At 65.2% G+C, this 13,938-nt stretch carries 13 protein-coding genes; all 13 read right to left on the bottom strand.

The genetic code is table 11. From position 1 onward, the window contains the following. Positions 1–20: 20 nt before the first annotated feature. Entirely contained in the window at positions 21–1,964 is a 1,944-nt protein-coding gene (locus AB1K54_RS00130; protein ID WP_371200657.1) for an ABC transporter permease, read from the bottom strand. A 12-nt stretch (positions 1,965–1,976) separates the two neighbouring features. Continuing rightward, positions 1,977–2,948: an ABC transporter substrate-binding protein gene (locus tag AB1K54_RS00125; protein ID WP_371200656.1), complete on the bottom strand. Its 972-nt coding sequence runs from the start codon at positions 2,946–2,948 to the stop codon at positions 1,977–1,979. Between the two features lie 228 nt (positions 2,949–3,176). Then, the gene (locus tag AB1K54_RS00120; protein ID WP_371200655.1) at positions 3,177–4,379 is read right to left on the bottom strand and encodes an ABC transporter ATP-binding protein; all 1,203 of its coding nucleotides are present in this window, start codon (positions 4,377–4,379) and stop codon (positions 3,177–3,179) included. A 111-nt stretch (positions 4,380–4,490) separates the two neighbouring features. Beyond that, on the bottom strand, positions 4,491–5,483 hold the full coding sequence (locus AB1K54_RS00115; protein WP_371201145.1) for an aldo/keto reductase: 993 nt from the start codon (positions 5,481–5,483) through the stop codon (positions 4,491–4,493). 5 nt (positions 5,484–5,488) lie between these two features. Beyond that, entirely contained in the window at positions 5,489–6,250 is a 762-nt protein-coding gene (locus AB1K54_RS00110) for an alpha/beta fold hydrolase (RefSeq protein WP_371200654.1), read from the bottom strand. Positions 6,251–6,261: 11 nt separating this feature from the next. Continuing rightward, positions 6,262–7,377, bottom strand: a complete 1,116-nt coding sequence (locus AB1K54_RS00105) for a zinc-binding dehydrogenase (protein ID WP_371200653.1) — start codon at positions 7,375–7,377, stop codon at positions 6,262–6,264. Positions 7,378–7,402: 25 nt separating this feature from the next. Continuing rightward, entirely contained in the window at positions 7,403–8,326 is a 924-nt protein-coding gene (locus tag AB1K54_RS00100; protein ID WP_371200652.1) for a cyclase family protein, read from the bottom strand. After that, on the bottom strand, positions 8,326–9,108 hold the full coding sequence (locus AB1K54_RS00095) for a CoA-transferase subunit beta (RefSeq protein WP_371200651.1): 783 nt from the start codon (positions 9,106–9,108) through the stop codon (positions 8,326–8,328). The genes AB1K54_RS00100 and AB1K54_RS00095 overlap by 1 nt, the downstream gene beginning before the upstream one ends. Continuing rightward, positions 9,096–10,001, bottom strand: coding sequence for a CoA transferase subunit A (locus AB1K54_RS00090; protein WP_371200650.1), 906 nt, complete (start codon positions 9,999–10,001; stop codon positions 9,096–9,098). The genes AB1K54_RS00095 and AB1K54_RS00090 overlap by 13 nt, the downstream gene beginning before the upstream one ends. Before the next feature lie 14 nt (positions 10,002–10,015). Then, positions 10,016–10,789, bottom strand: a complete 774-nt coding sequence (locus tag AB1K54_RS00085) for a CoA-transferase (RefSeq protein WP_371200649.1) — start codon at positions 10,787–10,789, stop codon at positions 10,016–10,018. 23 nt (positions 10,790–10,812) lie between these two features. Beyond that, complete coding sequence (locus AB1K54_RS00080) at positions 10,813–11,706, bottom strand: CoA transferase subunit A (protein ID WP_371200648.1); 894 nt, start codon at positions 11,704–11,706, stop codon at positions 10,813–10,815. 115 nt (positions 11,707–11,821) lie between these two features. Continuing rightward, positions 11,822–12,895 (bottom strand): zinc-binding dehydrogenase, encoded by a 1,074-nt coding sequence (locus AB1K54_RS00075; protein WP_371200647.1) that lies wholly within the window; start codon positions 12,893–12,895, stop codon positions 11,822–11,824. Further along, on the bottom strand, positions 12,892–13,893 hold the full coding sequence (locus tag AB1K54_RS00070; protein WP_371200646.1) for a zinc-binding dehydrogenase: 1,002 nt from the start codon (positions 13,891–13,893) through the stop codon (positions 12,892–12,894). Before AB1K54_RS00070 ends, AB1K54_RS00075 begins: the two co-directional genes overlap by 4 nt. Positions 13,894–13,938 lie beyond the last annotated feature (45 nt).

The following is a 13,938-nucleotide window of genomic DNA, read 5'->3' as shown; positions in this document are numbered from 1 at the left end:
CGAAGCGTCGTCCGAGGCGCTCACTGAACGAGACTGGCGACCTGGGCGGGGTCCGCTTCTGGCAGGAGCTCCTCTCCTTGTGACGAACGGCTGACCGGGTCGGCGTCAGGTCGCGCACGTCTCCAGCGGTCCCAGAAATGGCGGTCCTTCAGTCGCGCCGGTCGCCCGAGGAGGCCGGTGACGATGGTGACGATCACGAGGCTGGTCAAGCAGACGATGACGCCCAGCGCGGCAAGGTCGGCGAAGACCCCCGACGTGTAGATCGCCTGGAACTCCGACCCCACCACTGGGTTGCCCGGGCCGGCGAGGATCACGGATGCCTCCAGGTCGCTCACCACCAGGACGAACATCATGCCCCAGGCGAACGCCACGCCCGGCCGCATCAGTGGCCAGACCACCGAGGTCGCTGTTCGCGCGGATGTCGCTCCGGCCATGCTGCTCGCCTCGATCAGGTCGTTGCCGACCTGCGTCCGCGCGACGGCGACGGCGATCGACCCCTGCGGAAGGAACATGATCACGTAGGCGAGCAGGAGGATCACGAGCGAGCCGGCGAGGCTGAACGGCGGACCGGCGAAGGTGACGAGCACGCCGACCGCGATCACCAGGGCGGAGACCACGGACGGGAGCCGGACGAGGCCGAGCACCGTCTTGCCCACGCGGCCGCCACGATCGTTCGCGAAGATGACAAGAACCAGGGCGATCAGGATGATGAGCGTCGCGCCTATCAGCCCCAGTCGGATGCTGTTCAGATAGCCGCTTCGCGCATGGCTCGTCGAATCGGTGAAGAATCCCGTGATGTTGTCGAGCGTGAGAACGCTGAAGTTGATCGTCGGCTGCCAGAAGGGTTGCATCGACACGATGAGGAGGGCGACGAACGGAAGCACGGCGACCAGGAGCAGATAGACGATGAGCGCAGCCCGCGCGACCCATTTCCAGCCACCGAGGCGGACGACCGATCGGGTCGTGCTCTTGCCCGAGATCGTCACCGGCCGCAGCCGACGCGCGATCCAGACGTAGAGAAGTCCGATGATCGCGATGAAGGCGACCAGGAGAACGGCGGCGGCGACCGCTTGACGGAGGCCCTCTGTACCGCTCGACGTGGTCTTGAAGACGATGTACACCGAGAGCGATTGAATTCGCGCTGCCGTGCCGATGACAGCGGGGATCGAGTACATCGAGGTGCAGACGATCACGAGCATGAAGGCAGCGGACAATAGCGCAGGGCCGATCGCAGGTCGCGAAATGCTCCACGCGGTTCGCAACGAGCCGGCGCCGCACATCTTCGATGCTTCCTCCATCGACGCATCGATGTTCCGGAAGGCGGGCGCGATGATGATGTACGCGAACGGCACCAAAGCGATCGTGTAGACGAAGATCAATCCGGGTAGCGTCTCCACGTCGAGCGGCCCCGACGTGAGATGGATTCCGAAGAGTCCGAGAAGCATCCGGAGGTAGCCGTTGAGCAGCCCCGCGATGTTCTGTGCAACGAAGGTCCAGCCGATGGCGAGCGCGATCGGCGGAATGAGCAACGGTATGAGCGGGGCCATTCGGGAGAGGAAACCGAGGCTTGCATCCGTCCGCTCGTTCATCCATGCCAATGCCGTAGCGATGACAAGCGCCATCGGCCCCGCGGTCACCAGAATCAGCAATGTGTTCCGCACCGCGGCCCAGAACCTGGGATCGGCGAAGAGGCTGCTGAACGGGCTGAAGTCGACCGCCCCATCAACGATGAAGGAGTCGCCGATCATGCGCCCCAGCGGGACGATGATGAGTGCCGCCAGCGCGATGGACAGGATCCATCCCACGACACTCAAGCCGGAGAACTTATGCTGACTCCACCGAACCACCCGGATCGGCACGGTCGCATCTTGATTCACGCCTGGCGCCACCACTTCGACTCCTCGTTCCGTCGCAAGAGAATTCGCGAGTGAGCCGTGGCGGCAGGCATCGCCGTCTGCCGCCACGGCCCGATGAAGCTATCCGATGCCGAGAAGTCCTAGGACTTCTGCCTTGAGTGCTTCGTCATCCAGTCCGGGATACTGCCCGGTTTCAGCATCGAGGGTGGGATACTCGAAGTCCTCCGGCACCTCGTAGCACCCCTCGGCGTCGACCGGCGAAACAACTGCCAGCCCCGCCTTGCACGGCGTGCTCTGGGACTCCTCCGACATCAAGTGGTTCAGAAGCACCGCAGCGGCGTTGGGGTTCGGGCCGTCCTTGAGGATTCCGACGCATACGTTGGAGCCGATGTCAGGACCACGCATGAGCTTGAACTTGAGGGGGGCGCCCTTGGCGATCAGACCCGCCGCCGAGTCGGCCTGCGACATGAACGAGATCAGCGCGGCGCCCGAGGCGACCTTCTCCGCGGCCGCGACCGAGCTGTTGTCCAGCGTCGGGTTCTGCGCGGCGATTGCCTCGAGGAAGTCGTCCCCGAACGCTTCCCGCATCATCAGCGCCCACTGCATGTAGTAGCCACCGGGTTGCGGATTGGAGAGGACGATCTTGTCCTTCCAGAACGGGTCGGTCAGATCCTCCCAGCTGTCCGGCACCATGTCCTCCGGGACGAGGTCCGTGTTGTAGGTGATTCCACTCACGCCCATCTTGCTGTTGACACAGAGGTTCTGCCACTTGGCCGATTCGGGGTAGCTATCCCAGTTCGGCAGATCGAGTGTCGACAGGTCGACGAACTGGTCGGCGTTCTTGGTGTAGAACCCGCGATCGGTGTCCTGCATGAGGTCGGTCTGGACATTGCCAGACTTGATCTCCGCGAGCACACGGGTCTCCAAGTCGGCGTTCGGACCGCTCGCGGCGATGTTCATCGTCAGCCCGGTGTTCTCCTTGAACATCGCGGTCTGGATCTCCTGCCATGCCGGCGTGTCGGTGACGAGCGCGTTGGCCTGGCCCTCTTCCTCGGCGGCCGCGACGATCGCATCCCATCCTCCCGTGGCCATCCCACCGGAGGATTCTCCGTCAGAGCCACTACTGCTGCAGGCGGCTACGAGGGTGACTACCGCGATACCGGTGACGACCGCACTGGCGCACCTAACCCAGCGACTCTGTTGAGTATTCACTCGCATTGGACCCTTCCCTTTCTCGATTTGGTTACTGCTGGAACAACGGACACGTCACTGCTGGTTACAAACGGACTCGAAGAACGTCAGACGATCTTGCGATTGCCGTCACGCATCGTCCGCGCGCACAACGCGCAGGCCCTCGGGTCGGGCGCTGATATACACCGCCGCGCCGCTCGTGAGCGGCTCACCATCGGAATCGATCGACGCTCCGCGAACGCGCACGAGGCTCTTGTTCACTTCGACGATGTAGTCGGACTGCGCGCCGCGGAACATCTCTGTGTGCAACGTTCCGCTCCAGACGTTCCCGTGAGTCACTTCGGGGGCCGTCCTGGAGAGCGCCAGGACCTCCGGGCGGGCGACGACGACGGCACGGCGATCGTCAGGCTTGATATCGATGTTCGCGTTGGCGACGGATATTTCACCCATCTCGCAGGTGACCGTCCGCGTCGCACCGGAGTCGGCCCCGGCCGCGATATCGCCTTCCCAGAGGTTCGCCATTCCGATGAAATTCGCCACGAACCTCGTTGCCGGATAGCGATAGATCTCACGCGGCGACGCGTGCTGAAGGACTCGCCCCTCGCTCATCACCATGATCGAGTCCGAGATCGCCATGGCCTCTTCCTGATCGTGCGTGACGTAAACGCCGGCGAAACCGATCCGACGCTGCATCTCGAGCAGTTCGACGCGGAGCTCCTCCCGCACCTTCGCGTCGACGTTGGACAAAGGCTCGTCGAACAGGATCAGTTTCGGGTCGCTGACCAGGCTCCTCGCGAGGGCGACGCGCTGTTGCTGTCCACCGCTCAAGCGGGCTGGGTACTCATCCGCGAGATGAGAGATCCCGACTGACTTGAGAACGCGGGCGACTTTCTCCTCCCGCTTGGCCCGCGACCACCGGCGGACGCGAAGCGGGTACGACACATTGCCGAACACGGACATGTGGGGCCACACCGCGTAGCTCTGGAACATCATTCCGAACTCACGGTGATTCGACGGCACCGCGACCCCGCCGTCGCCCGAGGAGAGCAGGCGATCGGAACTCCATATCTGCCCGCCGGTCGGAGACTCCAGACCCGCGATGCAGCGAAGGAGCGTTGTCTTGCCGCAGCCGCTCGGCCCGAGGATCGTCACCATCTTGCCTGGCTCGACATCAAGGGAGACCTGATCGATGGCGAGGACGCGAGCGCCCTGCTCTCGCTGGAAGTGCTTCTCCAGATTCACGACTCTCAGCACAAAGTCGGGGCTCGTGTTGCCGTAGCGCACAGGCTCCTCGCCTCGGGAGGCAGCCTGCGTGTGATTCGTGTTCTTCATTGAACTTTGCAAGGACCTTGACCATTCGTGGAAATTGCCTAGACAACTAGTTGGATAGTACCTACCGTGGCGAGATTTTTCAATGCCTCGAATGCGTCCGCATGGGACTCGCTATAGGTCGATTCGTGAGTAATCCGCCAGCCTGTCGCCCGCTGCGGCGCCGACGGGGAACACCTCATCGATCCGCGCAAGGTCCTCTTCCGACAGCACGACGGCGGCGGCCGCGACGTTCTCCTCGAGGTGGACGCGTCGATCGCTGCCCGGTATCGCCACGATGTCCTGGCCTTGAGCGAGGATCCACGCGAGCGCGAGCTGAGCCGGCGTGACTCCGTTGTCCCTCGCGATCCGCTCGATGCCGTGCAGACGATCGAGGTTCTGCTCCAGGTTTCCATCGCGGAACCTCGGGTTCGACCTTCGGAAGTCCTTCTCGACCAGGCCGTCCAGGGTCGTCACCGTGCCCGTGAAGAATCCCGCACCCAGCGGGCGGTAAGCGACCGTCCCGATCCCCAGCTCCCGCAGAACGGGGATGATCCCGGTCGAGGGCTCACGTGTCCACAGCGAGAACTCGAGCTGCACGGCCGTGATCGGGTGAACCGCGTGGGCGCGACGGATCGTCCGCTCGGACGCCTCCGACAGGCCGAGGTAGCGCACCTTGCCTTCGGCGACCAGCTCGGCCATCGCCGACACCGTCTCCTCGATCTCGACCGTCTTGTCGACGCGATGTTGGTAGTAGAGATCGATGTGGTCGACGCCGAGCCGCGTGAGCGATGCCTCGCACGCCTGCTTCACGTAGGCGGCGTCGCCTCGAACGCCACGAGTCCCCCCGGCATCGCGCGTGCTGCCGAACTTTGTCGCCAGGATCACTTCATCGCGCCGCCCGCGGATCGCACCGCCGACGAGACGTTCGTTCGTCTCGGGACCGTAGGCGTCGGAGGTGTCGAGGAAGGTGAACCCCAGGTCGAGCGAGCGCAGGATCGTCGCGACAGCCTCGTCCTGGTCCTTCGGACCGAAGTACTCCGACATCCCCATGCATCCGAGGCCGAGCGGAGGGACCCGGAGACCTTGACTGCCCAGGGCACGCCTGGGGACGGATTCCGCTTCCATGATCGTCACTGCTTTCCTTTCGTTCGCGGCGCGCGGTGCGCGGGCACGACTCGAACAGTCGGCCATGGCTCACGGGCGCCCTGGGCAAAACCGATCAGCCCCTCGGCGACGTCCGCCGGGTTCGTCAGGAACGGGAAGTGCCCGTCGGCGATCTCGAAGGGAGGGGTGCCGAACAGTCGCATCGCAGTCCGCCGCGCACGTCCACGTGAGATGCACAGGTCGTTGACGCCGTTCACAACCGTGACCGGGACGTCCGGCCATGCTTGCAACGGGGATGTCTCCCGGTGCGGGCGCTCCCCCTGGTCGCGCTGCCGTGCGAGCGCCCACTCCTGCACCTCGGGAGTGCAGTCAGGGAAGAAGACCTCGCGTGCGACGTCGGGTGCCGAGCGATGGGATCGTCCGTGTCCGTCGAGCAGGTTCGTCGACTTGCCCGTCGACGCCGTGTCCTCGGCGATGGTGTCGACGAGGCTCTCACCGGGGAACGGGAGGGCCGCACATACGAATGCCAGTCCCGCCACCGGACGCCGTTCCGCGATGAGCGGCAGGACGAGCCCGCCAAGGGAGTGGCCCATGACGATCACGGGTTCATCGACCGCCTCCAGCGAGGCCACGACGATCCGCGCGTAGTCGTCGAGACCGGCATCCGGATCCTCGCTGGGAAGGTCGACCGCGATCGCGGAGTACCCGCGACGGTCGAGCTCCGCGATGAGGGGGTCGAAGCACCACGCTCCTTGCTGGCCTCCGTGCACCAGAGAGAACAGGGTCATTCCGAGCCTTCCTATGGCTGCAGCACGGCGCGCGTCACCGTGGTCGAGCGGCCGGCCCATTCGGCCGCGTCCATTGCCGCGTTGACGTCCGCCAGGGCGAATCGGTGGGAGACGATCTCGTCGTACGGGACCACGTCCTGTGTGCGCAGCATGAGATCCATGAGCCCCGGCAGCAGTTGCGGGCGGTACCCGCTGGATCCGAGGATGCTCTTGTTGCGGATGATCGCGCGCGGATCGAGTGTGAACGCGCGCCCCGCCATCACGTGGCCGATCTCGACGAGCGTGCCACCCGGCGCGAGGTACCCCACGCCTTCGGTGATCAGCTCGGTGACGCCGACGAGCTCCATCACGATGTCGGCGCCGTTCTGACCGGTGTAGTCCCTGACGGCCGCGGTCCTGTCCTCGAGCGCGTCCACCCGGGACACATCGATGGTGTGCGTCGCGCCGAAGCGCCGCGCGAGCGCCAGTCGCTCCGGAACGCGGTCCAGCACCGTCACCGTCGCGGCGCCACGATAGATCGCGAGCGCCGTCGCGCACAGCCCCAGTCCGCCTGCCCCCTGGATCACCACATGATCCCCGACGCCGCAGCTGGCATTGTCGAGGCCCTCCGCGGAGGTGCCCATGGCACAGTTCACCCACGACAGCGATTCATCCTTGAGCCCGTCGGGGACGACGTAGAACGGACGGTCCGGGGTGATGTAGAAGTAGTCGGCGTAGGTTCCACCGAAGATCGGCCAGTCCCCGACGACCGCCGGGTAACGTCCCGGCGGGTTGGTGCACAGGTTCGGGCGGCCCTTGCCGCACTGGACGCACCGGAAGCAGGCGCGGCCCGAGAAGTGCACGACGCGATCGCCTTCGTGCACGGGCTTTCCGGCCCAGTCCGTCACCACCCCCTCGCCGAGGTCGATCACGATTCCGGTGCCCTCGTGCCCCATGACGCATCCCTCTTCGGGGATGGGCTGCAGCCGGCGATCGCGGTCACCACGCCACGAATGGAGATCCGAGCCGCAGATCCCGGCCTGTGTCACTGCGACGAGCACGGCACCGGGAACGAGAGCGGGAACGTCGTACTCCTCGATCTCGAACGGCGCCCCGTAGTCCTTGAGAACGACAACACGACCCTTCATCGGGCCTCCTCTCTTTCGGCGCGCGTCAGAAGACTGCGAGCGGGTTGACCGCGCTTCCCGTCCCCCCGGGAATGCGAAGCGGAGCGACACACAGCAGGAACTCGTGTCGATCCTGGGTGCGGCAGGCCTCCGAAAGGTGGCCGAGATCCGCGTTGTCGAGCAGCGCGAGGCCGAATGCCCAGACGGCGCCGTGAATGCTGAACGGGATGTCGACACCGGACGGGCGCATGTCCATCATGTCCCAGACGAGCATCCCGGCATCGACCTCGCGGAGGAACCGCAGGCACGACGCATGCAGGCCCGGGCGCACCGAGCGTGCGGCATCACGACTGCCCGTTCCCCACGCGGGATGCCGCGCATCCCAGCGGTCCCGACCCGAGTAGACGCAGATCGCGTCGCCGGGCTGCGGGTCGAGTCCCATCGAGTCGGCGATCTCGAACAGCTCCTCCCCCGTCACGGGGCGGTCCTGCGTCACGTGATCAGTGCCTCGATGGGCGGGCACGTCGAGGAGCAGACCGCGCGTGATTATGCCCGCGCTATACGCCTCTACACTTCCGAAAGTCACCCCGTCCCGCTGGATACTCGCCGCAGGGTCGCGGCCGTTCCATTGACCGTCGCGGTCCCAGATGTGGCACAGGGAGTCGATGTGCGTGTTGGCGGTGTCGTGACACGTGAGCGTCACATGGTCGATGACCGATCCGGCGTCATCGCGGGGGACGACCACGGTCTCGATCGTCGCAGGCGGAGCGTCTCCGCCGACTGACCGGACCGCGAGCGGCCGACTGAGCGAGATGCTCTGGCCTGTGTGCGCCAGGGCGAGCGCCGCAAGGCGCTTCTCGGCGGTCACGAGGTTCAGCGTGCCGAGCTCATCGTCCGCACCCCAACGACCCCAGTTCGACTGCTCACGCAAGTAGGCGGCGACCGCCTCCCCGGTGTCGAGGTCGATCATCAGTTGTCCTTCGGACGGGCATTCCGCAAGTAGACGCCGTCCGGGTCGAGCGACCGCAGCAGGGCGACGGTAGCCGCATCGGGCTCCGGCGTGCGCGGCGTCTTCTCGGTGATCTCGACATCGAACCCGCAAAGTTCGGCCGCTTCCGCGGGGTCGACGCCGGCATGAATCGAGCTCGCGTACGCACGCTTTGTCACGGGGTCGAACCGAAACACCGCCATGTCGGTGATGAGCATGACCGGACCGCCGCCGGTGAGTCCTGCTTTCTCGCGCTCGTCGCCGCCACCGAGAAAACCTGGCGACGTGATGTACTGGACCCGCTCTACGAGTCGCTCTGGCCGGTGCTGGCACATGATGACCGTCGCTTTGGCGAGCGATGCGATGTCATTGGCACCGCCGCTGCCGGGCAGTCGCTTCTTCGGGTGCCGGTAGTCACCGCCGACGAACGTCGAATTGATGTTTCCGTACGCGTCAGCCTCGGCCGCGCCGAGGAAGCCGACGTCGATGACGTTGCGTTGCAGGAGGGACAACACATAATGCAGTCCGCGGACGCCGCTGGCGTCGTTCAGCAGCCGGAAGTCACCGACACCGAGCGCGAGATGCGCCGCACGCGGGTCGATGATCCCCGACTCGAACAGCAGCGTCACATCGGGCGCGTGCGTTCCTTTCGCGAGGTAGGCAGCGAGCATCGGGAGCCCGGTGCCGACGAACACGTGCGCACCGTTGCGAATCTCACCGGCCGCCGTGTAAACCATGGTCTCTTCGAGAGTCACGCCGTCCACTGGTCACCTTTCCGGTCCAGGTGGTACCCGTATGCGGGATCGGGACGAAGCGTGAGCAATCGCTGTACGCCGAGGTTCCGCACGTACTCCGCCTGTCCGCGCTCTGTCACGCCTGCGAGGTAGTCCGAGAATTGCTCCGGATCTCGGCTCGCCGCCACGTACTCCCTGATGTGTTCGTAATCGGCGTCGTAAAGCCGGTACATGCCGGTCGGGTGCGCGCCATACGGTACGGCCGCGATCTTATGGACGAGCAGTCCGGGGACCACCATGTCGGCCGCGCGACGGGCGAGTTCCACCGGTTCGACGATCTCCTCGACCGTGGCGAGGACCTTCTTCCCGGCACGAACCTGCTCCTCGATCACGGCCGTCGCGCCGAGGATGTGCACGTTTCCGTTCGTATCGCCCACCTGGCCGTGGACGACGACGATGTCGGGCGCCGCCGGCGGGAAGAGGACGACGCACTCATCTCCGAACGGCGACGAGAAGACCTCATGCGTTACACGGCTCCCACCGGTCTCGTCCTCGAGCATGTCGGAGCCGAGAACAGAGCGGACGGCGGCGAAAGGGAGGCCAAGGCCCGCCGCGGACATTCGAGCCGCGAGGGCGAAGTGACTGTAATCCTCGATGGCGAAGGCCCCGGACTCGATGCCACGAGAGAAGTTGCGGCACAGACCGAACCCCTCGAACATGAAGTTCGAGAACACCATCCGCTCGATTAGGCCGGCACCCGCGAGCATGTCGGCAGCCCACGCCTCGGCGATGCCGATCAGGGTGAGCCGGCCGATGCGGCGCCGTACGATCTCACGCACGACCGCCATCGGCGTCAGCGAGTGAGCGAATCCACCGAATGAGATCGAAACACCCTCGCCGATCTCATCGACGAGTGCTTCCAACGTGCATTCCTTGCTCACCGGATACCACCGCTCAACAGCTTGCCGCCGACGTCGATGCGCTCGCGGATCATCAGGAGCTGGTCATCTGAAGGACCCGCAGTCGTGGGGACGTCATCCGGCACGATGAGCTCGAAACCGGTCGAGTCGACGACGTCGTCGATGGTGACCCCAGGATGGACAGTCTCGAGCCGCATTCGTTTGGTGTCGTCCTCGAAGCCCAGGACCGCCTTAGTGGTGATGACCTTGGCAGGGCCGCCACCGGGAAGGCCCTGCTTGCGGCGCCAGTCTGCGCCTTCCCCGTATCCGACCCCGGAGATGAAGTCGACACGGTCGACGAACACGCGTCGGTCGTGCGGCAGGACGATGAACGTCCGCTGCGCGTAGACCGAGTGGTCGGACTGTGCAATCGGACCGGTGAGGCGCACCGCGGGGGGCCGATCCCGACCGATTTGCACACTGTTGAGGTTTCCGAACTTGTCGACCTGTGCTCCCGAGATGAAACTGCAGGTCATCATCCCGCGACGGAAGACATCGAGGCACCTCTCGACCGAGAGCCGCGCCGCGCAGCTCCACTCGAGCAGGTCTGGGTCTCCGAGCGTGTCCGGCAGGCGGACGTCCGGATCGACCAGCGTGCCGTACTGCAACGAGAAGTCCGAGCCGTTGGCGACCGCCAGCTGTGCTGCGACCGTGGGGATGCCGACGGCCAGGATGAACGCCTGCTCTCCTGTTCCGAGACCGACGAACCCGTGCTCCTTCGGCCCGAATTGCTGCGCGAGAGCGAAGGCCATCGTCTCGTAAGTTGTCGCCGGTCTCACAGCACACCACCCCTCTTGGACACCGACAGCAATCGGTCGACGCCGAGTCGGTCGAGGAACGCTTGATGGTCCTCCACCCCCGTCACCCAGTCCTCGACGAACCGTGCGAACGCGGTCGGATCGGCGCTCGCCTCGTAATAGTCCTCGACCCACCCCAGGTCGTAGGTGTAGCGGCTATCGCATGCGCACGGGTACGCACCGTACGGAGCCTCGACGACACACGTCACAGCGTCTCTAGGCAGGATCGTCCGTTCGGGATTGCGGCGGATCTGTTCATCTGTGACCAGCTGTTCGACGGTCACGATCGTCGTGCGCCCCGCCCAGCCGATGAACTCGTCTGCGTCGTTGTCCGGCCAGTGCAGGGGGTCCAGTTGAACGTTGCCCCAGATGTCAGCCGTATGAGCGTGAATGATCGCGACATCCGGCTGCGCCGCCTGCACCGCTGTCAACTCCTGGCCCGTGAACGGGTCGACGACTGTCGAGAAGCGCGGGTTGGTCGCCGGCACGTCGGTTCCTCGCAGCACATGACTCGCGATGAACGGCACCCCCATCGATCCCGCCCGAAACATGTCGAGCGCGGAGATCTCCGAGTGCTCGCGAACCTCGATTTCGCCGCCCTGGACCGCACGGCGGAAGTTTCTCCCGAGACCGAAGCCCGAGATTCCCACGTACGACGTCTCAGCGATCGACACGCACCCGCCGGCGGTCAGGAGGTCGAAGTCGATGCCGCTGTTCCATCCGAGAAGGTGAAGATCGCGCCGCTTCTGTCGGATCAACTCGGCGACGGCCGCCATGGGATGCCGTCGAAGAGTGTGGCCACCGAGCGCGACGGTATCCCCGTCGTGCACGAGGCCGATCGCCTCCGCGAGTGAACAGACCTTGCTTTTCATATGGGACACCCTTGTCTTGTGTTGAAATGCGCTGCCTTGGTCGACCATGGCAGCAGACCTGACGTTTGTTGCTCTCGTCTCTCGCTTGACGAGGGAACAACCACGCCTCGCTCGATCAGCTCGTGCCGCCGCTCCACCTGATGACCGCGGAGACGACCTCTGCAGGGCCGGCGAGGAGCAGCCTCTCGACCGCCTCTGGCACCTCGGCGATCGGGATCTCCAGTCCGATGAGGGGAGACACGTCGACGGTCGAGAGCAACCGCACAACGGTTTCGTAGTCGAAGAGGTCCATCCCGCCCGGGCAGTGGATCGTGAGCCGCTTCATATGCGCTGCATGGAAGTCGAGCGTGAGCGGAACCGTATAGTAGCCCTGCAGGCAAAGCGTGCCTTCTCTTACGAGAAGCGGAACATAGGCTTCGAAGGCGTCAGGTCGCCCCGTCGCGTCGATGACGACGTCCACGACGCCGTGCGCGTCCGACCATCGCGTCTTCTCGTAGGAAGACGTCGGCCGGTCGTTGCGCCCCGGCCAGGGACGATAGCCCCATGCGGTCTGTTCGATCTGTTCGGCAAGAGGTTTCGTGACGTCGACGGGTGTCGCGCCGGAGAGTCTGCTCGCCAGGTTCAGACGTTCTGTGACGGGATCGGCTACCCAGACCTGGGCACCGGCAAGTGCGCTGAAGAGGGCGCTGAACTGTCCGATCGCACCGAGCCCGACAACCAGTACCCGACTTCCGGCGCGCACTTCCGAACGGGCGACGCCCTGGTACGCGATCGCGCCGAGCGCGCCGACTGCAGCACTCGCAGAGTCGATCGTTTCCGGGAGCTTCACCGCGTCGGATGCGTCGACGACTCCGACTGACGTATACCCACCGCCGGACGGACCGAACCCTCCGGAGGGATCGAGCTTGGTGCCTCCCATACCGACGAAGACCCGATCACCGACCGCGAGACCCGTGACGTCGCCGCCGACCGCGGTGACACGCCCGACGCGCGAGTATCCGTAGATGAGCGGATAGCGGTCTTCGATGCCGTTATAGGTGCCGAGCACCATTGCGCGATCGGTTCCCTGACTCACCGCCGTGAGCTCGGTCTCGACGGCAACGTCTGATGGTCCGGGCTCTGGCACCGTGATGTCCACCAGAGCGATCTCGCCCTTCTCAACAAACGCGATTGCACGCGCATCGATCATCGTCTGTCCCTCTCTGCCTGGAAATCGATAGCGACCTTTGCCGATGTCGGCTGATTCATCACGTCGAGGACGGTCGCCGCATCGCTGAACGCCACCACGTCGGTGAGGATGGACTTGAGGTCCACCGCCTGCGAAGACAACAGGGCGAGAGCTTCGTCGTGGATGCCAGCTTCGTCGGGCTCGGCGAATCGCAGCGTCCAGTCCCGTGGCGTCGAACGGTCCCAGCCCCATCGGAAGGTTGCGGACTGCCCGACGGACAGCCCGTAGACCGCCAGCGTCCCGCCATGCGCGAGCGCATCTGGGATCGCCTCCAATGTGGCCGTGGCTCCCGCGGCATCGATCACCAGATCGGCCCCCTCGCCGTCGGTGAGTTCACGGATCGTCGTAGGGGTGTCATCGGCTCCGACGATCGCCCCATCGGCGCCGAGCTCTTTCGCACGCTGCAGCCGCTCCTGTCGCCGACCGACAACGATCACCTGGCGAGCACCCAGGCTTCGCGCGATCTGGATGAACATCAGTGCCGCCCCACCGGTGCCGATCACGACAAGGCGTCGTCCGGCGACGTCGCCGACCGTGCGGAGCCAGCTCAATGTCTCCTTGAAGACAATGAAGGCGCCCGCGTCGAGCGGGTCAAAGTCGCCGGGGACCGTGCGCTGCATGCGATCGTACGGCCTGACGAGGTCGGCTCGGCCGTCCTCCGTCAGTGCTCGGACGTCTGTCGCGACCGCGAGTTCAGCGAATCCGCCAAGCATCGAGTGCCACTCGCCGAGCTGCTCCCCCGGACGTACCGCCGTCGTCCGCAGCACGAGACTTCCCGGCGTCAGATATCGCACGTCCTTGCCGGTCTGCACAACCCGGCCGAGTGTCTCGTGTCCTACGATCGCCGGATACGCGCTCCGATAGAACGTGCCCTCGACGATATGGCGATCCGTTCCGCACACGCCCGCGGCGAGTGTCTCGACGAGGACGTCATATGGCCCGATCTCCGGTTCCGGCACGTCCGCGATCTCGAGGCGACCTGGTTCGCGTACAACAGCAGCCCT

Origin of the sequence: Microbacterium sp. BWT-B31, from assembly GCF_041379855.1 — a bacterium.
In the GTDB taxonomy this organism is placed as follows: domain Bacteria; phylum Actinomycetota; class Actinomycetes; order Actinomycetales; family Microbacteriaceae; genus Microbacterium.
Note: the sequence above shows the minus strand (reverse complement) of the source record. Positions and strands in the feature narration are given on the sequence as shown.